Consider the following 21,256-nt stretch of genomic DNA (forward strand, 5'->3'; position numbering starts at 1 on the left):
GAGGATTCGTCACCCGCTCAGCCGATCAACGGTTAGCAGCCGGAACCCAGGTGACGCGTGGCACAGACGGCTCGGAACGACGACGACCGCGCCACCCGGAGGCGGCGCGGTCGTCGTGATGACGGTGATGCGTTATCGAGCGACGGCACCCATGGCGATGTCGGTGATGATCTGGTCGCCGGCGGTGACCGGCGTCCATTCGGCCTCGATCTCGGCGCGCTCGAGCAACTCCTCGAGGCGGCGACGGCGGTTGCGGTTCGTCAGCGTGATGACGGTGCCGTGCTTGCCCGCTCGACCGGTGCGACCGGAGCGGTGCAGGTACGTCTTGTACTCGTCCGGAGCGTCCGCCTGCACCACGAACTCGATGTCGTCGACGTGGATGCCGCGCGCGGCCACATCCGTCGCCACGAGCACGTTGACCTTGCCGCTCGTGAGCTTCTCGAGGTTGCGGGTGCGTCGCGACTGGTTGAGGTCGCCGTGCAGGCTGACCGCGGGGATGCCGTCGTCGTCGAGCATGTCGGCGAGCTCCTCCGCGAAAGCGCGGGTGCGCGCGAACACGAGGGTCTTGCCGCCGCCGGCGGCGAGCTGGGCGATCACGTCGCGCTTCTCGCGCTGTTCGATGAGCAGCACGCGGTGGTCGATCGTCGACGACGCCTGGTCCTCACCGGCGACCTCGTGCACGCTCGGGTTCTCGAGGAACTCGTCGACGAGCGTCGCGACGCCGCGGTCGAGGGTCGCCGAGAAGAGCAGCTTCTGACCGCCCGGGGCGGTGCGACGCAGAATGCGCTGCACCGGCTCGAGGAAGCCGAGGTCGCACATGTGGTCGGCCTCGTCGAGCACCGTGATGGTGACGCCCGAGAGGTCGAGGCGGCCCTGCTCGATGAGGTCCTCGATGCGGCCGGGGGTGCCGATCACGATGTCGACCCCGCGCTGCAGCGCACCCACCTGACGGTGCTGCGGCACGCCGCCGTAGATCTGCGTGGTGAAGAGGCCGACGCTGCGGGCGATCGGCTGCACCGTGCGGTCGATCTGCAGTGCGAGCTCGCGGGTCGGCGCGAGGATGAGGGCGCGCGGGGCGCGACCCGGGCGGCGCTTGGTGCCACCGCCGTTCTCCATGAGGCGCTCGACGAGCGGGGCGCCGAAGGCGATCGTCTTGCCGGATCCGGTGCGTCCGCGACCGAGCACGTGACGCCCGGCGAGCACGTCGGGGATCGTCGCGGCCTGGATGGGGAACGGGCTGGTCGCGCCGAGCTCGGTGAGGGCACGGGTGATGTTGCCGCCGAGTCCGAGGTCGGCGAAGCTCACACCCTGCACATCCTCGGCCTGGATCGCCTCGGCCTCGAGGCGCTCGAGCACGACGTCGTCCTGTTGCACGAAGGGCTGCGCCTCGCGGCTCGGGTAGTACGAGGATTCGCGACGCGGCGCACGGTCGGCGCGGTCGTCACGGCGCGGCGCACGGTCGGCGCGGTCGAACTCGCGGCGCGGGGCACGGTCGTACTCGCGGACGCCGCGACCGGCGCGCTCCGGACGGTCCGCCCGGTACGGACGCGGAGCCCGGTCGCGGTCGAACTCGCGGCGGGGTGCACGGTCGTCGTCGGTGCGCCGGGGTGCGCGGTCCTCGTAGTTGCGGCGGGGAGCACGGTCATCGCGAGCGGGACGCTCATCGCGGTCACGACGCGGCGCGCGCTCCTCCCACTGACGGGGAGCACGATCGTCGCGAGCCGGACGCTCGTCACGGTCACGACGCGGCGCACGGTCGTCGTAGTTCCGGCGGGGCGCACGGTCGTCGCGATCGAACTCGCGGCGGGGCGCGCGGTCGTCGCGACCGAAACGGCCGCGGTCCTCGCGCGGAGCGCGGTCGTCACGGAACGGACGACGCTCGCCGCCACGGTCCTCGCGCGGAGCGCGGTCGTCACGACCGAAACGGCCGCGGTCCTCGCGCGGGGCGCGGTCGTCACGCGCGGGGCGCGCTCCACCGCGGGGCTCCCAGCGCGACGTGCGGGATTCCTTCGTGCGCGGCTCCCAGTTCGGCCGGCTGTCGCCGCCGCGCTGATCGCTGCGCTGACCGTCGCGCGGGGCGTCGCCGAATCGGGAGCGGGCCGCGCGGTCGTCCGCCGTCCAGCGGCGCTTCGGGGCGGGAGCGGCGTCGCCGCGGGTGCCGCGGTGCTTGGCGCTCGGGCCGCCGACCTTGCGGGCCGCGGGGCGGCCGGTCGAGCTGTGGGCGCGCGAGGACGCCTTCTTGTTCTGAGGCATGGAGATGCTTTCTTCGGATCTACGCAAAAGACGTAACCCGGGCAAATCGCTGGCCGGGGGCCGTTTCACTTGGTGTGTCCGGGGCGGATGCGCCACCGGAACCGGCCCGCGAGACGAACAGTTGATGCGGCGCGGTGAATCGCGCTGTCTCGAGCCGACTCCCTCAGGATACTCCACATGCCGCTGAGCGCCTAGGCTCGACGGCAATATGTGCCGCTCCGCGCGATCCGTCCCCCTGGGGCGGATCGTCGTGCTCGCGCTCGGCACCGCCGCTCTGCTCGGCGGTTGCGCCGTGACCGGACCGGACGCGGAGGTCACGCCGACCGCGGAGTCGGTGTATCCGCAGCTGCGCACCTACCCCGACGTGCCGGTGCTCGAGAACGTGCGGTACGGCACGGCCGACGAGGTGCCGCTGCTGCTGGACGTGTGCCTCCCCGAGGAGGCGAGCGAGATCGACGACGACACTCCCCCGCGTCCCGCGATCGTGTCGGTGCACGGGGGGAGCTGGGCGCGCGGCGACAAGGCGAACCTCAACTGGCGCAGCGTGTGCCAGTGGCTCGCGTCCGAGGGTTTCGTCGCCGCATCCGTCAACTACCGGCTCGCGCCGACCTACACCTTCCCCGCGCAGATCGACGACGTGCGGCAGGCGATCGGGTGGCTGCGGGAGCCGGACCAGGTGGACCGTTACGCCATCGACCCCGACCGCATCGCCCTCTTCGGCGGCTCGGCCGGCGGGAACCTCGCGGCGCTGCTCGGCACCGAGGGGACCGGCGACTGGACCGAGGGCACCCGCGTGGCCGCCGTGGCCGAACTGAGCGGACCGGTGGACCTCACGGCGGCGGGCCAGCGGACTCCGGACTTCGAGCCGGTGCAGCTGTCGTACCTCGGCTGCCCCGAACTGGCCGAGTGTGAGGTCGCGCACGATGCCTCGCCGTACTACGCGATCGATCCGAGTGATCCGCCGTTCTTCGTGGGGCACTCGGTCGACGAGCGCATCCCGGTCGCACAGTCCGAGCAGTTCGTGAAGGAGCTGCGTCGCCACGGCGTCGACACCACCTTCGTCACGGTGGAGGGCACCATGCACTCCATCGCGATGCTCGACGACCCGATGCGGGAACGCATCATCGCCTTCTACCGGGAGAAGCTCGCCGACCCGGTCGACGCGGTCGTGGCCGAACCGCTCGTGGAATAGTGGCGGGATGACCGTCGTCACGGTGGAACACTCGACCGCGCCCGGTGTGCTCGACCTCGTGCGCCAGGGCGACGAGTTCGGCCTCAGCCTCTACCCGCCCGAGAGCTACTACGCGCTCGACGCCTCGGAACTCGACCGTGACGACGTGGAACTGCACGTCGCCCGCCACGACGGCCACGCCATCGGCATCGCCGCGCTCGTCGACGCGGGCGACGACACGGGAGAGCTCAAGCGGATGTTCGTGGATCCGACCGCGCGGGGTCGCGGTGCCGCCCGCGCGCTGCTCGATTCGATCGAGACCGCGGCACGAGCGCGCGGCATCCGGGTGCTGCGGCTCGAGACGGGTCCGAAGCAGCCGGAGGCGATCGCGCTCTACACCTCGCACGGGTACGAACCGATCGACGCGTTCGGCCCCTACGTGGGCGACCCGTCGTCGCTGTGCTTCGCCAAGTCGCTCTCGTGAGAACGCTGCTGCTCAACGGCACGGTCGGTGCCGGCAAGACGACGGCGATGGATGCCCTCGGCCACGAACTCCGCCGTCGGGGCGTGCGCCACACCCTCGTCGACGTCGATGGGCTCCGGCAGAGCTGGCCGGCGCCGCCGGAGGATCCCTTCCACTTGGAGCTCACGCTCCGCAACCTCGCGGCCGTCGCGGCGAACGCCGCCGCGGCGGGTACCGACCGGCTCGTGCTCGCCGGGGTGCTCGAGAGCGCGGCGGAACGGGCGCGCTACGCGGACGCCGTCGGGGGCGACCTCACGGTCGTGCGGATCGCGGTGCCGATCGACACGGTCATCGCGCGGCTCACGCGGCGGCATGCCGACGACCCCGACGGGCTCGCCTGGCACCTCCGACGGGCGCCCGAGCTGGCCGCGATCCTCGATGCCGCCGGTGCCGACGACCACGTGATCGAGGCCGGACGCCTCACCCCACGGACCCTGGCGGAACACATCCTCGACCTCTGGAAGTGACGACGTGCTCGACCTCATCCGCCCCGACGATCCGCGCTACCCGGCCCTGCAGCACGTGCACTCGGGCGGCGGCGCCCCGGGCGTGATCGTCCGCCCGCACTCGGCGGCGGAGACCGCCGACTCGCTCGCCCTCGCGCGCGACACGGGCGGCCCGATCGCGATCCGCAGCGGCGGTCACGGCATCAGCAGCGTCGCCACGAACGTCGACGGCACCGTCATCGACCTGGGTGCGCTAGACGCGGTGGAGCGGGTCGACGACCGGCACGTGCGAGTCGGCGCCGGAGCGCGATGGGGACGGGTCGCCGCGGCGCTCGCCCCGTGGGGGCTCGCCATCAGCTCCGGGGACTCCGGCGACGTCGGCGTCGGCGGGCTCGCGACCGCGGGCGGCATCGGGCTGCTCGGTCGCGCGCACGGGCTCACGATCGACCACATCGTCGCTGCCGAACTGGTCACCGCCGACGGCCGGATCGTGCGGGTCTCGGCGGATGAGCATCCGGACCTCTACTGGGCGGTGCGCGGTGCCGGGGCGAACCTCGGCATCGTCACGTCGTTCGTGTTCCGCGCGACACCGGTGTCGACGGTGACGCACGCCGTGGTGTCGTACGTGCTCGCCGACGCCGCGGGCTTCCTCGAGCGGTGGGGTGCACTCGTCGAGACCTCGCCCCGGGCGATCTCGGCGTTCCTCTCGGTCAGCGGCGGCGGCACGCCCTTCGCCCACGCCACCATCGTCGGCGTGGGTGACGCGGTTCCGCTCGATCCGTTCCTCGAACTGCCGGGGGCGATGGGACAGCGCGTGCAGTCGGTGCCGTATGCGACGGTGTCGGCGACGACGGGCGCGACGTACTCGGGGCGGCCGTCGCCCCTGTCGCACAGCGGTCTCGCCGATCACCTGGACCCCGCCCTCAGCGGCGACATCGCGGGGATGCTCGGCTCCGGCGCGGCGCAGATGGTGCAGATCCGCTCCGCCGGCGGTGCGATCAACGACGTGCCCGCCGACGCGACGGCGTACGCGCACCGCCACCAGAACTTCTCGGTGACGGCGATCACTCTCGGGGACCGCGAGGCGTTCGACGCCGGCTGGGAGCCGCTGCGCGGCCGGATGCCCGGCCTCTACTTGAGCTTCGAAGCGGATCCGCGGCCGGATGACCTCGAGCGCGCCTACCCGGCCGCGACCCTCGATCGCCTGCGGGCGATCAAGGGGCACTGGGATCCGGATCGGGTGTTCACGCAGAACTTCGACGTGTCGGTGCCCGCCTGAACCGGTCCTACTCGGAGGACTCCGCCGCGGCGTTCCCCCGGCGGCGCGGGCCCGGCTCCGGCTCGAGTTCGCGCGCGGCCCGCCGGTCGGTGCGGCGCTCCTTGGCCCCCTCGACGAGGTAGTACAGCACCGGCAGCACCACGAGGGTCAGCAGCGTCGACGACACGAGTCCGCCGATCACGACGATCGCGAGCGGTTGCGAGATGAAACCGCCGGATCCGGTGATGCCGAGCGCGAGGGGCAACAGCGCGAAGATCGTCGCGAGCGCGGTCATCAGGATCGGCCGCAATCGGCGGCTGGCGCCGTGGATGATCGCGTCGCCCACCTTGAGCCCGCGTTCGCGGTACTGGTTCACGAGGTCGACGAGCACGATCGCGTTCGTCACCACGATGCCGATGAGCATGAGCACGCCGATGAGCGAGGGCACGCCGAGCGGGATGTCGGAGACGATTTGCAGCAGGATCGCGCCCGTCGCGGCGAACGGCACGGAGACGAGCAGCAGCAGCGGCTGCCGCAGCGAACGGAACGTGGCCACCATGACGATGTAGACGATGAGGATCGCGACGAGCAGCGCGATTCCGAGCTGGGTGAAGGCGTCGCCCTGCTGCGCGGTCACGCCGCCGAGCTCGGCGGAGGCGCCGGAGGGCAGGTCGACCGCATCCACAGCCTGCTGCACCTGCGCGGACGCGGTGCCGACGTCTTCGCTGCCGGGCGTCACGGAGACGGTCGCGGCACGCGTTCCCTTGATCGTCGTGATGCTCGCCGGGCCGTTCGTCTCCTCGACGGTCGCGAGGGTCGACAGCGGCTGCGGTCCCGAAGGGGTGGGCACGAGGAAGTCGCGCAGTTCCTGCACGGTGACGGGCGCACGCGGGTCGTCGATGTAGATCGACAGGGTCGTCTCGTCGATGACGACGTCGCCGACCGCGGCCGGGAGCGTGCTGTCGGCCACGATCCCGCCGACGGCGACCTCGCTGAGGCCGGCGGCCGCGGCGGCCGCCCGATCGACGCGGATCGCCAGGAACGGCTGCTGCACCGAGAGGTCGCTCGTCGCCTCGGCGACGACGTCGAGGTCGCGCACCTCGGCGAGGATCGCATCCGACGCCTCGGTGAGATCGGCCTGGCTCGTCGCGGTGATCTCGACCTCGATGTCGGAACTCGCGAATCCGGAACCCGAGGCCGCGAGGCTCACCTCGCCGACATCCTCGAGCCCCTCGAGCGCGTCGCGCACCCGGGATTGGAGCGCCACCTGGTCGACGCCGTCGTCGGTGGTGACCGAGAAGGTCGTGTCGCCGCCGCCGAGGAACGCCTGCTGGATGGAGGAGCCGCTCGTGCCGAGCGACATCTGCACCGTCTCGACGCCGTCGATGTCGAGCAGGGTCTGTTCGACGGTGGTCGCGGCGGTGTCCTTGGCCTCGAGGCTCGTGCCCGGGTCGAGGCTCTGGCTCACGGTGAGCGTGTTCTGTCCGCTGTCGCCGATGAAGTTGGTCTTCATGCTCGGGATGAGCGCGACGGTGCCGGCCAGCAGCAGCACCGACGCCACGATGGTGACCACCGGACGCCGCAGGGTCCAGCGGATGACCGGCAGGTAGCCCTTCTGCAGGCGCGTCGGGCGGTCGAGTTCGTCCTCGTGCTCGTCATCGACGACCGGCGCGGCGTGCTTGTGGCGCTTGTTGCCGAGGAACCAGTACGCGAGCACCGGCACGATCGTGAGGGCGACGAACAGCGAGGCGCCGAGCGCGATCGTGACGGTCAACGCGAACGGGCGGAAGAGTTCACCGGTGATGTCGCCGACGAGCGCGAGGGGCAGGAACACGGCGACGGTCGTCACGGTCGCGGCGGTGATCGCGACGGCGACCTCGCGCACGGCGTTCTTGATCGCGGTGAGCTTGTCCTCGCCGAGCCCCAGGTGACGCTTGATGTTCTCGATCACCACGATCGAGTCGTCCACGACGCGACCGATCGAGATGGTGAGCGCCCCGAGCGTGAGGATGTTGAGCGTGTAGTCCGCCGCCTGCAGGCCGATGAAGGTGATGAGGATCGACACCGGGATCGAGATCGCCGTCACGAGCGTCGAGCGGATCGACACCAGGAAGATCAGGATGATGATGACCGCGAACACGAGACCGAGCAGGCCCTCGGTGGTGAGCGACTCGATCGACTGTTCGATGTAGGGCGCCTGGTCGAAGACGATGGTGAAGCGGGTGCCGTCGCCGATCGCATCCTCGATGCCGGGCAGCGCCTCCTGCACCGCGTGCGACACGTCGACGGTGTTGCCCGCCGGCGTCTTGGTGACCGCGAGGGTGAGGGACGGTTCCCCGTTGACGCGGGAGATGCCGGTCACCGGGTCGTCGGTCAGCTCGACCGTCGCGATGTCACCGATGGTGGTCGCGGTGGAGCCGCCGAGCAGCGGCAGCGCCGCGATGTCGTCGGAGCTCGCGAGCCGCTGACCGGCCTGAACGGTGAGGGTGCGGTCGCCCTCCGTGATCTCGCCGGCCGGCAGCAGCACGCCGTTCGCGTCGAGCGCGTCGCGGATGTCCTGGTTGCTGAGGCCTCGGCCGAACAGTGCCGTGGAGTCGGGGGTGATCGTGATCCGCTGCCCGATCTCGCCGAGGATGCTCACCTCGCGGATGTTGTCGAGGTCGCGCAGTTCGGGCAGTGCAGTGTCTTCGAGTCGTGTGCCGAGCTCGCGGGCCTCGAGGTCGCTCGTGACGGCGATCTGGATGACGGGCAGGTCGTCGAGGCTGCCCGTGATGACCTGCGGGTCGACGGATTCCGGCAGCTGGGAGCCGAGCCGGTTGATCGCCGACTGCACCTTCTGCTCCGCGGTGGCGAGGTCGGTGCCGTATTCGAAGCTCGCCGAGACGGTGGAGATGTTGGCGCTCGAGGTCGCCGTGGTGTTCTCGAGTCCGGGCACGGCCTGCACGGCCGTCTCGATCGGGGTCGACACGTCGGTGTTCACGACCTCGGGGGCGGCGCCCGGGTACTGGGTGACGACGACCAGCTGCGGGAAGCTGACCGACGGGATGAGCTCCTGCTTGAGCGAGGTGAGCGCGATGCCGCCGAAGATGCCGACGGTGATCGTGACGAGCGCGATCAGGGCGCGGTTGCGCAGGCTGAAGACGGCGAGAAGGTGCACGGTACTCCTGGGGATGAGGACGGGCCGGTTGTCGCACCGCGTCGTGCCCGACCGGGGCAGTATCGCAGCGGCCGCTGGGAGTCCGCGTCCCCCCGTGGTCGGACATCCGGCGCCTCGGTCGCTGAGCCCGTCGAAGCGGGTCGTACAACGCCTCCCCTCGACAGGCTCAGGGAGCGCTGAGGGTCAGACGACCTCGGCCAGGTAGTCGCTCTCGACCGGGTACGGCTGGCGCATGACCGTCGCCCACGCGCGCTCGAGCGCCCCGACCGCAATATCGGTCTCGGCGGCGGGGTGGCTGAACGGGATGCGCAGGAAGCGTTCGAACGCCCCGTCGACGCCGAATCGCGGACCGGCGGCGATGAGCAGTCCCTCGTTCCGGGCCGCGAGTGCGAGCTGCGAGCTGACGGCCGCGCCGAGGTTGACCCACACCGTGAGGCCGCCGTCGACCGCGGGCACGTCCCAGTCGGGGAACCGGGAGCGCAGCGCCGCGACGAGGTGGTCGTGGCCGGCGCGCAGCTGAGCGCGACGTTCGTCGAGCACCGTGTCGTAGTCGCCGAGGATGTCGGCCACCACGAGCTGCTCGAAGACCGGGGTGCCCAGGTCGCCGGCGGAGCGCACCCGCGCGAGCCGCTGGATGAGCGCGCGGTCGGCGCGGATCCAGCCGAGCCGCAGACCACCCCAGACGGTCTTGCCGACCGATCCGACGATGACCGCGGGACCGTGCGCGGCGAGGGGCGCCCGCACGGGCTGGTCACCGAAGCCGAGCTCACCCATCGTCTCGTCGGCGATGATCGTCGTGCCCTGCCGGGCGGCGAGCGCGAGGAGCCTCGACCGGGTCTCGTCGTCCATCGTGCGACCGGTGGGGTTGTGGAAGTCGGGCATGAGGTAGCCGAGAGCGGGGCTGGTGCGCTGCAGCGCCTGCTCGAGTCCCGCGACATCCCATCCCTCGTAGGAGGTGACGGCGACGGGCACGATGCGGGCGCCGGCACTGCGGAGCGCCTCGAACCCGTGCGGATAGCTGGGGTTCTCGACGAGCGCACGGTCGCCGCGCGAGAGCAGGGTGCGGGCGAGCAGCGCGATCGCGTGCTGCGCCCCGACGGTGATCATGATCTGCTCGGGGTCGGTCGCGAGTCCGCGCGCGGTGTACCGGCGTGCGAGCGCGGCGCGCAGCTCGGGCAGGCCGAGCGGGTCGAATCCCGACAGGTGGAGGTGCTCCGGCATCCGGGCGGCCGCGCGTTCGATCGCAGCGGGCAGGTGCACGCTCGCCGGTAGTGTCGCCTTGCTCAGGTCGGGAGCGCCGCTGATCGGGGCATCGGGCACCAGGACCGGTTTGAGAGGTAGCCGCGCGACGCTGCCGGATCCGCGGACGCTCTTGAGGAAGCCGCGGTCGCGCAGCTCCGCGTAGGCGGCGGTGACGGTGGTGCGGCTCAGCCCGAGCTGCCCGGCGAGGTCGCGTTCCGCCGGAAGGCGGTCGCCGATGCCGACCCGTCCGTCGAGCACGAGCAGGCGGATGCGGTCGGCGAGCTGGGAGTAGGCGGGCCCGGCGTCGGGGTCGCGCCAGTCGCGCAAGAGCTCGACGAGGATGCGGGTCGGGATCACGGCCATGCGACCACCGTACTTCAATTGGCCTCTTGTCGGCAGTCCAATATCGAGATTGGATTCACAACATGTCCCCCACGATGATCATGACCCGGCGCATCGCCCAGTTGCTCGTAGGCCTCTTCCTCTACGGCATCGCGCTGTCGCTCATGATCCGCGCCGCGGTCGGCGTCCCCCCATGGGATGTGCTGTCGCAAGGCGTCGTGAAGCAGACGGGTCTTCCGTTCGGACTGGTCACGATCGCAATTGGACTGATCGTGCTGCTGCTGTGGATCCCGATCCGGCAGAAGCCCGGCATCGGCACGGTGCTCAATGCCGTGCTGGTCGGCCCGAGTGCGGAGGTCGGGCTCGCGCTCGTTCCCCCGATCGACGACCTCTTCACCCGCGTCCTGCTCTTCGCGGGCGGGCTCTCGATGCTCGCCATCGCCACGGGGCTCTACATCGGCGCGCGATTCGGTCCGGGGCCGCGTGACGGCCTCATGACCGGACTGCACCGCCGCACCGGCTGGCCGATCTGGGTCGTGCGCACCGCGATCGAGGTCACCGTGCTGGCGATCGGCTGGGCGCTCGGCGGCAACGTCGGCCTCGGCACGCTCGCCTTCGCGCTGCTGGTCGGACCCATGGTCAACGTCACCCTGCCGCGCCTCATGGTGCCCGCGGCGGTCGTGGCTCCGAAGAACGAGTCACCCGAGGAGGTGCGGGCATGATCGCGACATTGACGGCGTTCGCCGCCCTCGCCGCGTGGGCCGTCATCGCGACGATCGAGATGGTCGCGCGAGACGGTTACCGCGCGGTGCCCACCCGGCCCTGAGCCGGCTCGACCGGCCGGGGCGGCAGCGCCTCCGCCGGTCGCTCCCCGCGTTGCACGAGAGCGACGCCCACGATGATGAGCGCGCCGCCGCCGATCTGCACGACGGTGAGCGCTTCGCCGAGCAGCAGCCACGACACGACCGCCGCGAAGATGACCTCGCCCAGGCCGAGGAACGACGCGAGCCGTGACCCGAGCCGTCGAGCCGCCGCCACCCCGGTCGCGTAGGCGAACGCGGTCGAGACGAGCACGACGATCGCGAGCGGCACGAACCAGGGCACCGTGGTGCCGAAGAGGGGCACGGATGCGGTGGTCGCCTCGAGCGGGAGCAGTCCCGTCGCCCCGACCAGCAGCAGAGCGATCCCGCCGATGAGCATCGCGGCCGCGGTGAGCGCGATCGGGTGCACCCCGCGCGCCGGGGACGCCGAGATGACGAAGTAGATGGCGCATCCGACGGTCGATCCGAGGGCGAAGAGCAGGCCGAGCGCGTCGATGCCGCCGACCCCGCTCGGGCCGAGCACGGCGACCAGGCCGACGACGCTCACCGCGGCGCCGGCGATCACGACGCCGCGCGGCGCCCGACGGGTGGCGATCCACGCGACCGCGATCAGCAGCACCGGTGCGAGGTGCTCGATCATGATGGCGATGCCCACCGGCATCCGCTGCACGGCCGCGAAGTAGCACAACTGCACTCCGGCGACCGCGAACAGGCCGAACCCGAGCACCTGCCGCCAGGCGCGCAGCAGGTTGCGGTAGCGGCCGTGCAGGGTGACCAGCGCCGGGATCGCGAGCACGATCGCCGCGCCGAGCGCGCGAGCGGCGACGGCCGCGATCGGCGACCAGCCCGCCTCGAGCAGCGGCTTCACGAAGGCCCCGCTCGTGCCGAAGGCGGCCGCGGACGCGACCGCGAGCAGGATGCCGTCGCTGCGGGTCGTGCGGACCATGGCTGCCTCCGAACGGATGTCAGGGGTAAACTCGAATACGGTCCTGACGCTACCGACACCCACTGACAGGAGTCAACTGGTGTTCACCCATGACACGGTCGACGCGCTGGTGTTCCTCGCGGCGCTCGTGAACACGACGCCGACCTCCTCGGACTCCGAGACGGAGGAGCTCTCCACCGTCGCGGAGCTCGAGGTGCTGCTTGATGCGCACGGCTACTTCGGCCGACGCGACGGAACGATCGAGGAGCTCCAGGAGGTGCAGGCCCTGCGGGAGGTGTTCCGCGAATTGTGGGCGCTGCCGACCGACGACGCCGTCCCCGTCGTCAACCGGATGCTCGCCGATGCCGGCGCGCTCCCCCAGCTCGTGCGCCACGATGCCCAGGACTGGCACATCCACGCGGTCGGCTTCGACGCCCCGCTCGCCACGCGCATCCTCGTCGAGGGGGCGATGGCGTTCGTCGACGTCATCCGCACCGAACACCGCGACCGCTTGCGCGTGTGCGCCGCGGACCGCTGCGACACCGTGCTGCTCGACCAGTCGCGCAACGGATCGCGCCGCTTCTGCTCCGACGGCTGCGCGAACCGCACCCACGTCTCGGCGTACCGGGCACGCAAGGCCGCGCGCGTCTGAGGAATACGGATGACGCGCGGCACACCGCTGACTATGGTTCACGAATGGACCCGCGCCAGGAGGAGTTCCTCGACACCTTCCAGACCTTCATCAATGACGTCGTGCAGCAGCATCGCCGACGGCGAGGCCTCGACGAACTGACCCCGTTCGGGCAGCTCGTCGAACGCCACCTCGGCGTCGACGTGCGTGCCCTGCCCGTGGTCGAGGAGCCGATCGCGCGGCATCGTCTGGTGGACGTCGACATCGCCCTCGAGCATCTCGCCGGCGAGGGCTCGCAGCTGCTCGGTCTCACCGGTGGGCAGAGCCGCCACCACTCCCAGCTCGCGGAGCTGCTGAGCAACCCGCACATGCCCTACGCGCCCGGACCGGTCGACTTCATCGCTGCTCCGACCGGACCGCACAGTCATCGCCAGGTGGTCGCGTTCGGCGTGCGCCTGTTCACCTTCGAGGGCGAGCCGGTCGCGGTGCTGCAGCGCGGCGCGCAACCGCAGTTCGGCCGCGACGCCGCAGCCCTGGAACTGCTCACGCCGACCGCCGCGCTGAGCGACCGCCTGCTGCAGGAGGTGCGCCGGCTCATGGTCGACCTGAGCGTGCTGCGTGGGCAGGTGCTCTCGTTCGACGGCGGCGAATTCCACGGACCGTCCGCCGCCGGAGCGGTGTTCCTCGAGCGACCGGATGTCCCCGCGGAGCAGGTGGTACTGCCCGACGGTGTGCTCGAGAGCATCCGACGACACGTGGTGGGCATCACGGAAGGCCGCGATGAACTGCTGCGGGCGGGGCAGCACCTCAAGCGCGGCGTGCTGCTCTACGGTCCGCCCGGAACGGGCAAGACGCTCACCGTGCGGCACCTCATCGGCGTCGCCGACCGGGTGACGTGCGTGCTGCTGACCGGCGCGAGCATCCGATTCATCCGCGAGGCGGCCGATCTGGCCCGGGCGATGCAGCCCGCCCTCGTCGTGCTCGAAGACGTCGATCTCGTCGCGATGGAGCGGGGGATGCACGGCGGTCCGCAGCCGCTGCTCTTCGCCGTGCTCGACGCGCTGGACGGTCTCGACGGCGACGCGGACGTCGCGTTCGTACTGACCACGAACCGCGTGGAGACCCTCGAGCCGGCCCTCGCCCAGCGCCCGGGGCGCGTCGACCTCGCGGTCGAAGTTCCCCTGCCCGACGCCGCCACGCGTCGCCGCCTGTTCCGCCTGTACGCCGCGGGTCTGCCGCTGAGCGAAGAGGCGATCGACGCCGCCGCGGAGCGGTCCGAGGGCGTGACCGGCTCCTTCGCGAAGGAGCTCATGCGGCGCGCGGTGCTGCTCGCGGTCGCCGAGGGGCGACCGGTCGCAGACTCGGATCTCTCCGCCGCTCTCGATGAGCTCCTGTCGGCGGCCTCCCTGCTCACCCGCCGCTTGCTCGGCGTGACCGGCGACGGCGGCGGCTTCACGGGTGAGGGACCCGCCCATCCGTCGGGGTTCGCCTTCGCGGCGGGATGACCGCGGGCCGGCCGCTCACCTCGGGGTGAACGCCCGGCCCGGATGCATCACAGGTTGCGGTCGGCGTACGCACGCATCGCGTCGCGCACGAACGTCGCGCCCCGGGTGCCGCCGTAGTTCTTCGCGAACCGCTCGTCGGCGACGTACATCTCACCGAGCCCGACGAAGTACTCCTTCGTCGGACCGTTCGCGTCGCGCGGGGTGCCGGGCACCCCGGCGAGCCACTCGTAGTGGCGGCGGGCCAGCTCTTGGGCCTCGCCGCTCGCCGGGTCGACGCCGCGCTGCGCGGCCTCGCCCCAGGCGACGCCGAGCTCCTTCGTGCGCGTCAGCCACGCGGCGCGGTCGGTGCTGCTCAGCCCGCGCCACCAGCGGTCACCGTCGGCGTAGGCGTCGGCGCCCCAGCGGGCCTCGACCTCTTCCTTGTACTGCGTGTGGTCGAATCCATCGAACATCTCGTCTGCCATCAGTTCTTCACCTCCTCTCATCTTGCGGATCGTGGTCTCCACGCTCGCGATCTGGCGGTCCAGCCGCTCCTTCTCCGCACGCAACCACCTCAAGTGCTCATCGAGCGCCGCGGTGTCATCGCGATGCCCCTCGAGCACGTCGGCGATCGCGGGCAGTCCGAGTCCGAGCTGCCGGAGCAACAGGATGCGTTGCAGCCGGGCGAGCGCGGACGCGTCGTAGTAGCGGTAGCCGTTGCTGCCGACCGAGCTCGGCGGCAGCAGGTCGATGTCGTCGTAGTGCCGCAGGGTGCGGCTCGTCGTTCCCGCGAGCCGCGCGACCTCTTGAATCGACCATTCCATCTCGCTCTCCTTCCGACACTCGACGGTAGAGGTTGACGCCGCGTCAATGTCAAGCGCACCGGCACCGTCCGACGCGCCCTCGTGGAGCGCGCGATCTCGCGCTCTTGACGGGAACCCGCTGGAGGGTTATCTTCAACGTGTCAGTTGATCAATGGAAGGGTTGAATGTGAGTCAAGCGGATGAGGAGCGACTCGACCGTGCCTTCCAGGCCCTGGCCGATCCGGTCCGCCGGCACATGGTGGCCCGGCTGAGCCGCGGGCCGCTCACCGTGAACGAACTGGCCGAGCCGTTCGACATCACGGTGCAGGCGGTCTCGAAGCACATCCAGAGCCTCGAAGCCGCCGGGCTCGTCACTCGCAGCCGCGACGGGCAGCGCCGCCCGGTGCATCTCGAGGCGGCCGCGCTCGAACGACTCACCGCATGGATCGACCGATACCGGATCGTCGCCGAGCAGCGCTACCGGCGCCTCGACGACGTGCTCGACACCATCACGAACGAGGAGGAATCATGAGCAACGCAGTAGAGATCACCGCCCCCGAGGGGCAGCCGTTCATCACCATCGTGCGGGAGTTCGACGCGCCGGTCGCCGCCGTGTGGCGCGCGCACGTCGAGCCCGACCTCGTGCGCCGGTGGCTCGGACCGCACGGCTACGAGACGAGGATCGACACCTTCGAAATGCGCAGCGGCGGTCGCTACCGCTACGTGCAGATCGCCGACGGCGAGGAGTACGCCTTCAACGGCGTCGTGCACGCCGCGGACGAACACCGCCGCATCGTGCAGACGTTCGAGTTCGAGGGGATGCCCGACGTCGTGACGCTCGAGACCGCCGTCTTCGAGGAACTCGGAGGCGGCCGCACCCGGCTCACCGGTACGAGCGCCTTCCCGTCGGTCGAGGCCCGTGACGGCATGCTCGCGAGCGGTATGGAGACGGGCGTCCGCGAGGGATTCGAACGGCTCGACGCGATCCTCGCCGAGGGGTGAGCGCAGTCCGGTCGCGCGCGGATGCGCGGGCCCCATTCCCGTCGCGAATCGCGGGTGCGAGATGCCACGACCCGCGATTCGCGACGGGAAACCCAGGCCGGTCGCTCCGCGGCACCGGATCGACCCTTGCGCGCGCGCAAGACGCGATATATCTTGTCTTCATCAGACGCGTTATATCGCGTTTACGATGCGACAGGGAGAACCGGGATGACGCGGGAGAAGTGGCTCGTCGACGGGCCGAAGGTGATCGACCTCGAGCTGGTTCGTTCGCTCAAGGTCGGGCTGTACGGCGGGCAGATCGACATCGTCGCCCATGACGAGCCGGGCGCCCGGGTCGAGATCCACCACGTCTCCGGCAAAGACCTCGAGGTCTCGATCGACGGCGACGTGCTCGGCATCGACCACCCGCAGCTGCGCTGGGACAACTTCCTCGAGGTCTTCGCGACGTCGCGCAACACCTCCCGCGCCGACGTGAGCATCATGGTGCCGCGCGACACCCGCCTCAAGCTCGGCGTCGTCGGGGCCGAAGTGCTCGTCTCGGGACTGCACGCCGACGCCTCCCTCAGCACCGTCTCGGGCGACGTCGTCGTCGACGCGTGCAGCGGGTCGCTGCAGCTCAACGCGGTCTCCGGCGACCTCTCCGTGCGAGACCACACCGGCACGCTCACCGCCCACACCGTGAGCGGCGACCTCGTCGCGAGCGGCGCCATCACCCGCCTCACCGCCGACACCGTCGGCGGTGACGTGTTCCTCGACCTCCCCGGCGAGCCGGATGAGGTGCGCGTCAACACCGTGAGCGGCGACGTGACCGCCCGGCTGTCGCCCGATCACGCCGTGCAGTACCGCTTCTCGACCGCGAGCGGCAAGCTGCGGCTCGACAACCGCGAGGTGCGCGGCGTGCGCGGAAGCTACGCCGAGACGTACGGCACGCTCGAGGGCAGCTGGCTCGAGTTCAAGGTGAACACCGTCTCCGGTGCCATCAACGTGCTGCACGGGGTGACGGCGTGAGTCCCGCGGTCTTCGGCCACGGCCACCTCCGGCTCTACCTGCTGAGCCTGCTCGAGGAGCGTCCGCGCCACGGCTACGAACTCATCCAGGCCCTCGGCGACCGTTTCGGCGGCACGTATGTTCCGAGCGCCGGCACTATCTATCCGCGACTGTCGAAGCTCGAGGCGGAAGGCCTCGTGACCAAGCAGAACGACGGACGCAAGACCGTTTACGAGATCACGGATGCGGGGCGCGCCGAGCTCGCCGCCCGTCGCCATGAGCTCGACGGCATCGAGAGCGAGGTGACCGACTCGGTGCGGCGTCTCGCCGACGAGGTTCGCGCCTCGGTCGACGGGGCGATGCGTTCCCTGCGCGCCGAGCTCGCCGCCGCCGCGCGGGAGACGCGGTCGGCGACTCCGCCTCCACCTCCGCCGCCCGCCCCGCACGCCGCCGGCGCGAGCTCCTCGAACACGCGCCTCGACTCGCGCCTGCGACTGAGCGAGGCGGAGCAGGCGATCGCGCACTTCCGCCAGCAGCTGCGTTCCGACCTGCGCGGCCACGCCGCGCGCGGCGAGCTGAGCCGCGAGACGGTCGACGTGCTGCGCACCGGACTCGGCGATCTGCGCGCCGCGGTCACCGCGACGCTGCGCGTCGGGTCCGCCGACGGCGCGCCCGGTGCCGCGGCCGAACACGACGTGCTCGACGACGACACGGGCGCCGCGTGATCACCGAGATCCTCGCGGTCGCCGCGTCCGTCGTGTCGGGCCTCGGAGCCGGCGTGTTCCTCGCGTTCTCGAGCGGGGTCATGCCGGGGCTGGCCCGCACGAGCGACGCGGTCTACGTGGAGTCGATGCGCGGGATCAACCGCGCCGTCATCAACGGGGTGTTCCTCGGCGCGATCTTCGGCGCCGTGCCGCTGCTCGTCGCGGCGGCCGTCGCCGCCTTCGCCGAGGGCGCGACCGCTGCGGGGTGGCTGCTCACCGCATCCGGTCTCGTCTATCTCGCGGGCGTGCTCGTCGTCACGGGCATCCGCAACGTGCCGCTCAACGAACGCCTGGAACGGCATCGCGGAACACCCCGCCAGGCGCGCGAGGATTTCGAGCGGCCGTGGGTGCGATGGAACGGGCTGCGCACGGTCGCCGGGGTCGTCGCAACCGTGCTCGCCGTGAGCGCGCTGATCGCGCTCTGAGCGCGCGCTCACCGCGGGAATCCGCGTGTTTTCGCGGGTGTATGCTCGCCGTTCGTGACTGACGACGTCCGCTCACCGAAGCGGTGGCTCCTCGGCGATCCGCTGCCCTCCGACAAGCTCGAGGGGCAGCTCCTGCCGAAGCATCTGGCGCTCCCGATCTTCGCGAGCGACCCCCTCTCCTCGGTCGCCTATGCGCCGCAGGAACTGCTCATGATCCTGCTGCTGGGCGGCCTCGCGTTCCTCAGCTTCGCGCCGTGGGTCGCCGCGGCCGTCGTGCTGCTGCTGGTGGTGGTGGTCGCGTCGTACCGCCAGCTCATCAAGGCGTACCCGAGCGGAGGCGGCGACTACGAGGTCGCGCACCGCAACCTCGGCGAGAAGGCCGGTCTCGTGGTGGCGAGCGCGCTGCTCGTGGACTACATCATGACCGTCGCCGTCTCGGTCGCGAGCGGTGTGGACAACATCATCTCCGCGATCCCCGGCCTCGCCCCGGCGCGGATCGAGATCGCCGTGCTCGCCGTCATCCTGCTCGCTGCCGTCAACCTGCGCGGGGTGCGCGAGTCGAGCAAGGCGTTCGCCGTGCCGACCTACCTCTTCATCGGGTCGATCGCGATCATGGTCGTCGTGGCGCTCGTGCGCACCGCCCTCGGCGACGCCCCCGTCGCCGAGAGCGCCGAGTTCACCGTGCAAGCCGAGCAGATCTCGCAAGCCGCGTTCGTGCTGCTGCTGCTGCGCGCGTTCTCGAGCGGATGTTCGGCGCTGACGGGCGTCGAGGCGATCTCGAACGGCGTGCCGGCCTTCCGGCGACCGAAGGTGCAGAACGCGCAGCGCACCCTCGTGCTCATGGGCGGCATCGCGATCCTGCTCTTCTCGGGTCTCACCGCCGTGGCCCTCATCGCGAACGTGCACTACGCCGAGGAGCCGTGCCACCTGATCGGCTGGGAGCAGTGCGCGACCGAGCCGCAGCGCTCCCTCATCGCGCAGATCGCCTCGAGCGTGTTCGGCAACAACAGCGTGCCGTTCTTCATCATCCAGGCCGCGACCGCGGCGGTGCTGCTGCTTGCGGCGAACACGGCGTTCAACGGGTTCCCGCTGTTGGGTTCGGTGCTCGCCACCGACCGTTACGCCCCGAAGGCACTCTCCACCCGCGGCGACCGCCTCATCTTCTCGAACGGTGTGCTGCTGCTCGCCCTCGCGGCCATCGTCATCCTCGTCGTCTACCAGGCCGACGTGACCGCGCTCATCCAGCTCTACATCATCGGCGTCTTCGTCTCGTTCACCCTCGGCCAGACCGGCATGGTGCGGCACTGGTGGCGGATGCTGAAGAACGGATGCAGCGATCCCGGCTCGGTGTGGCGCGGCCTCGCCATCAACGCGCTCGGCGCGCTCATGACCGCGAGCGTGCTCGTCATCGTGACGATCACGAAGTTCACCCACGGGGCGTGGCTCATCTTCGTGATCATGCCGATCCTGTTCCTGCTCATGCTCGGGGTGAACCGCTACTACCGCGACGTGGAACGGGAGATCGAGGCCGACCCGGTGACGACGTTCGGCTCGTCGGGCGACCACGCGATCGTGCTCGTCGGACGCGTGCAGAAGCCGGTGCTGAAGGCCCTCGACTACGCGATCGCCGCCCGCCACGACTCCATCGAGGCCGTGCACGTGTCGATCGACGACGCCGAGAGCGAGCGGCTCGCCCGGCAGTGGGACGAGCAGAACATCCAGGTGCCGCTGCGGATCGTGCCGTCGCCGTATCGCGACATCAGCGTGCCGCTCATCAAGTACATCAAGGCGCGACGCGAGCAGCACGGCTCCGAAGTGGTGACCGTGTACACCCCGCAGTACATCGTGGGTCACTGGTGGGAGAACCTGCTGCACAACCACAAGGCCCGCCGCATCCGTCACAAGCTCTCGCTCGTGCACGGCGTCGTGATCGCGGTGGTGCCGTGGCTGCTCGATTCGAGCGACCTCATCTACGGTCGCCGGTCGCGACCGCTGCCGGGTCAGGACCGCCGCGGGGAGCCGGTGCGTCCGGTGCTCCGCGCGCCGATGCCGCCCGCCCGAACGCCGGCGGGCAAGACGCCGGCGGGCAAGACGCCGGCGGGTAAGGCTCCGGCGCGGGCGGGCCGCGGTCCGGGTTCCGACGGGCGCGCGTGAGCGTACTCGCGGTGTTCCTCGGCGGGATGATCGGCACCGCGCTGCGTCTCGGCGGCGACGCGCTGCTCCCGCATGAGGCGCACGCATTCCCATGGTCGACGCTCGCGATCAACGTGCTCGGGTCGTTCGTGCTCGGGATGCTCGTCACGCGCGTGTGGCCGGTCGCGCCGGCGTGGCTGAGGGCGGGCCTCGGCGCGGGCGTGCTGGGGTCGTTCACCACGTTCTCCGCCGTCATCGTGTCGCTGCTCGAGATGGAGGGTGCGGGCGATGCGCTCGGCGCCCTGTTCTACGCGGTCGCGTCGGTCGTGCTCGGGCTCGCGGCGGCGGCCGCGGGGCTCGCGTTCGGGCGCCGTCCGATGCCGGGGGAGGGTCGCGCGTGACGGCGTGGGCGGCGGTCGCCGCGGTGCTCGCGGGCGGCGTGGCGGCGGTCATCCGCTACGGCGTGACGCTCGCGTTCGCCGGGCGGTTCCTGCCCTGGGCGGTGCTCGTCGTCAACGTCGTCGGGTCGGCGCTCGGCGGCGCGGTGGTCGCGCTGAGCTCGATGGGCGGGATGGACGCGGGCCTGCGGCTGGTGGTGCTCGGCGGCGTCGCCGGCGGACTCACGACGTTCAGCACGTGGTCGGTCGAGACCGTGCAGCTCGCCCGCTCGGGGCGCTACTGGATCGCCGTCGGCAACGTCGCGGTGAACCTGGCGGCGGGCCTCACGGCCGCGTCCGTGGCGTGGAACGTGACGACCGCGATCCTGCTGTTCCCGATGGGGCGCGCCTGACGCCTCCCCCGCATCCACTCTCGCCGTCAGCCCGCGAGTTGGCGAAAGCATCGCCATGGCGCGCCCGGAAGCGATGTATTCGCCAACTCGCGCCCGGCC

At 71.0% G+C, this 21,256-nt stretch carries 20 protein-coding genes; 15 read left to right on the forward strand and 5 right to left on the reverse strand.

Annotated features, from left to right (window positions below; all coding sequences use genetic code 11):
* Nucleotides 1-132: 132 nt before the first annotated feature.
* Entirely contained in the window at nucleotides 133-2,253 is a 2,121-nt protein-coding gene (locus CLV46_RS15065; RefSeq protein ID WP_100365533.1) for a DEAD/DEAH box helicase, read from the reverse strand.
* Between the two features lie 208 nt (nucleotides 2,254-2,461).
* Here CLV46_RS15065 and CLV46_RS15070 point away from each other — a divergent pair, with 208 nt between their 5' ends.
* The 4 genes from CLV46_RS15070 to CLV46_RS15085 are packed head-to-tail and all read left to right on the forward strand — an operon-like array spanning nucleotide 2,462 to nucleotide 5,672.
* Complete coding sequence (locus tag CLV46_RS15070) at nucleotides 2,462-3,445, forward strand: alpha/beta hydrolase (protein WP_100365534.1); 984 nt, start codon at nucleotides 2,462-2,464, stop codon at nucleotides 3,443-3,445.
* A gap of 7 nt (nucleotides 3,446-3,452) precedes the next feature.
* On the forward strand, nucleotides 3,453-3,908 hold the full coding sequence (locus CLV46_RS15075; RefSeq protein ID WP_100365535.1) for a GNAT family N-acetyltransferase: 456 nt from the start codon (nucleotides 3,453-3,455) through the stop codon (nucleotides 3,906-3,908).
* The gene (locus CLV46_RS15080) at nucleotides 3,905-4,414 is read left to right on the forward strand and encodes an adenylyl-sulfate kinase (protein ID WP_157802355.1); all 510 of its coding nucleotides are present in this window, start codon (nucleotides 3,905-3,907) and stop codon (nucleotides 4,412-4,414) included. The genes CLV46_RS15075 and CLV46_RS15080 overlap by 4 nt, the downstream gene beginning before the upstream one ends.
* 4 nt (nucleotides 4,415-4,418) lie before the next feature.
* Nucleotides 4,419-5,672: an FAD-binding oxidoreductase gene (locus CLV46_RS15085; RefSeq protein WP_100365536.1), complete on the forward strand. Its 1,254-nt coding sequence runs from the start codon at nucleotides 4,419-4,421 to the stop codon at nucleotides 5,670-5,672.
* 7 nt (nucleotides 5,673-5,679) lie between these two features.
* Here the strand turns inward: CLV46_RS15085 and CLV46_RS15090 are convergent, their stop codons facing one another.
* Complete coding sequence (locus CLV46_RS15090) at nucleotides 5,680-8,808, reverse strand: efflux RND transporter permease subunit (protein ID WP_100365537.1); 3,129 nt, start codon at nucleotides 8,806-8,808, stop codon at nucleotides 5,680-5,682.
* A 183-nt stretch (nucleotides 8,809-8,991) separates the two neighbouring features.
* A complete protein-coding gene (gene yczR / locus CLV46_RS15095) occupies nucleotides 8,992-10,413 on the reverse strand; it encodes a MocR-like transcription factor YczR (protein ID WP_100365538.1) in 1,422 nt (473 codons plus the stop codon).
* A gap of 80 nt (nucleotides 10,414-10,493) precedes the next feature.
* Between yczR and yczE the strand changes: the two genes are divergently transcribed.
* Nucleotides 10,494-11,114, forward strand: coding sequence for a membrane protein YczE (yczE, locus tag CLV46_RS15100; protein WP_425430428.1), 621 nt, complete (start codon nucleotides 10,494-10,496; stop codon nucleotides 11,112-11,114).
* 76 nt (nucleotides 11,115-11,190) lie between these two features.
* On the opposite strand, the gene CLV46_RS15105 is transcribed toward yczE, so the two are convergent.
* On the reverse strand, nucleotides 11,191-12,159 hold the full coding sequence (locus CLV46_RS15105) for an EamA family transporter (RefSeq protein WP_100365540.1): 969 nt from the start codon (nucleotides 12,157-12,159) through the stop codon (nucleotides 11,191-11,193).
* Between the two features lie 79 nt (nucleotides 12,160-12,238).
* Between CLV46_RS15105 and CLV46_RS15110 the strand changes: the two genes are divergently transcribed.
* Together CLV46_RS15110 and CLV46_RS15115 are read left to right on the forward strand one after the other, a co-directional pair.
* Nucleotides 12,239-12,790, forward strand: a complete 552-nt coding sequence (locus CLV46_RS15110; protein ID WP_342746123.1) for a CGNR zinc finger domain-containing protein — start codon at nucleotides 12,239-12,241, stop codon at nucleotides 12,788-12,790.
* A gap of 44 nt (nucleotides 12,791-12,834) precedes the next feature.
* Nucleotides 12,835-14,274, forward strand: a complete 1,440-nt coding sequence (locus CLV46_RS15115) for an AAA family ATPase (protein ID WP_100365541.1) — start codon at nucleotides 12,835-12,837, stop codon at nucleotides 14,272-14,274.
* A gap of 47 nt (nucleotides 14,275-14,321) precedes the next feature.
* On the opposite strand, the gene CLV46_RS15120 is transcribed toward CLV46_RS15115, so the two are convergent.
* Nucleotides 14,322-15,077, reverse strand: a complete 756-nt coding sequence (locus CLV46_RS15120) for a MerR family transcriptional regulator (RefSeq protein WP_100365542.1) — start codon at nucleotides 15,075-15,077, stop codon at nucleotides 14,322-14,324.
* Between the two features lie 166 nt (nucleotides 15,078-15,243).
* Between CLV46_RS15120 and CLV46_RS15125 the strand changes: the two genes are divergently transcribed.
* The 8 genes from CLV46_RS15125 to CLV46_RS15160 all read left to right on the forward strand — a co-directional run bounded on the left by CLV46_RS15125 (nucleotide 15,244) and on the right by CLV46_RS15160 (nucleotide 21,157).
* Nucleotides 15,244-15,588, forward strand: coding sequence for an ArsR/SmtB family transcription factor (locus CLV46_RS15125; protein WP_281253580.1), 345 nt, complete (start codon nucleotides 15,244-15,246; stop codon nucleotides 15,586-15,588).
* Complete coding sequence (locus tag CLV46_RS15130; protein WP_100365544.1) at nucleotides 15,585-16,058, forward strand: SRPBCC family protein; 474 nt, start codon at nucleotides 15,585-15,587, stop codon at nucleotides 16,056-16,058. The genes CLV46_RS15125 and CLV46_RS15130 overlap by 4 nt, the downstream gene beginning before the upstream one ends.
* A 207-nt stretch (nucleotides 16,059-16,265) precedes the next feature.
* Nucleotides 16,266-17,066, forward strand: coding sequence for a DUF4097 family beta strand repeat-containing protein (locus CLV46_RS15135; protein WP_100365545.1), 801 nt, complete (start codon nucleotides 16,266-16,268; stop codon nucleotides 17,064-17,066).
* On the forward strand, nucleotides 17,063-17,770 hold the full coding sequence (locus CLV46_RS15140) for a PadR family transcriptional regulator (protein ID WP_100365546.1): 708 nt from the start codon (nucleotides 17,063-17,065) through the stop codon (nucleotides 17,768-17,770). Before CLV46_RS15135 ends, CLV46_RS15140 begins: the two co-directional genes overlap by 4 nt.
* Nucleotides 17,767-18,234, forward strand: coding sequence for an anthrone oxygenase family protein (locus tag CLV46_RS15145; protein ID WP_211282209.1), 468 nt, complete (start codon nucleotides 17,767-17,769; stop codon nucleotides 18,232-18,234). Before CLV46_RS15140 ends, CLV46_RS15145 begins: the two co-directional genes overlap by 4 nt.
* Nucleotides 18,235-18,288: 54 nt before the next feature.
* Complete coding sequence (locus tag CLV46_RS15150) at nucleotides 18,289-20,388, forward strand: APC family permease (RefSeq protein WP_100365547.1); 2,100 nt, start codon at nucleotides 18,289-18,291, stop codon at nucleotides 20,386-20,388.
* The gene (locus CLV46_RS15155) at nucleotides 20,385-20,768 is read left to right on the forward strand and encodes a FluC/FEX family fluoride channel (protein ID WP_245866919.1); all 384 of its coding nucleotides are present in this window, start codon (nucleotides 20,385-20,387) and stop codon (nucleotides 20,766-20,768) included. Before CLV46_RS15150 ends, CLV46_RS15155 begins: the two co-directional genes overlap by 4 nt.
* Complete coding sequence (locus CLV46_RS15160; protein WP_100365548.1) at nucleotides 20,765-21,157, forward strand: fluoride efflux transporter FluC; 393 nt, start codon at nucleotides 20,765-20,767, stop codon at nucleotides 21,155-21,157. The genes CLV46_RS15155 and CLV46_RS15160 overlap by 4 nt, the downstream gene beginning before the upstream one ends.
* Nucleotides 21,158-21,256: the final 99 nt, after the last annotated feature.

This window comes from Diaminobutyricimonas aerilata (assembly GCF_002797715.1).
Lineage (GTDB): Bacteria > Actinomycetota > Actinomycetes > Actinomycetales > Microbacteriaceae > Diaminobutyricimonas > Diaminobutyricimonas aerilata.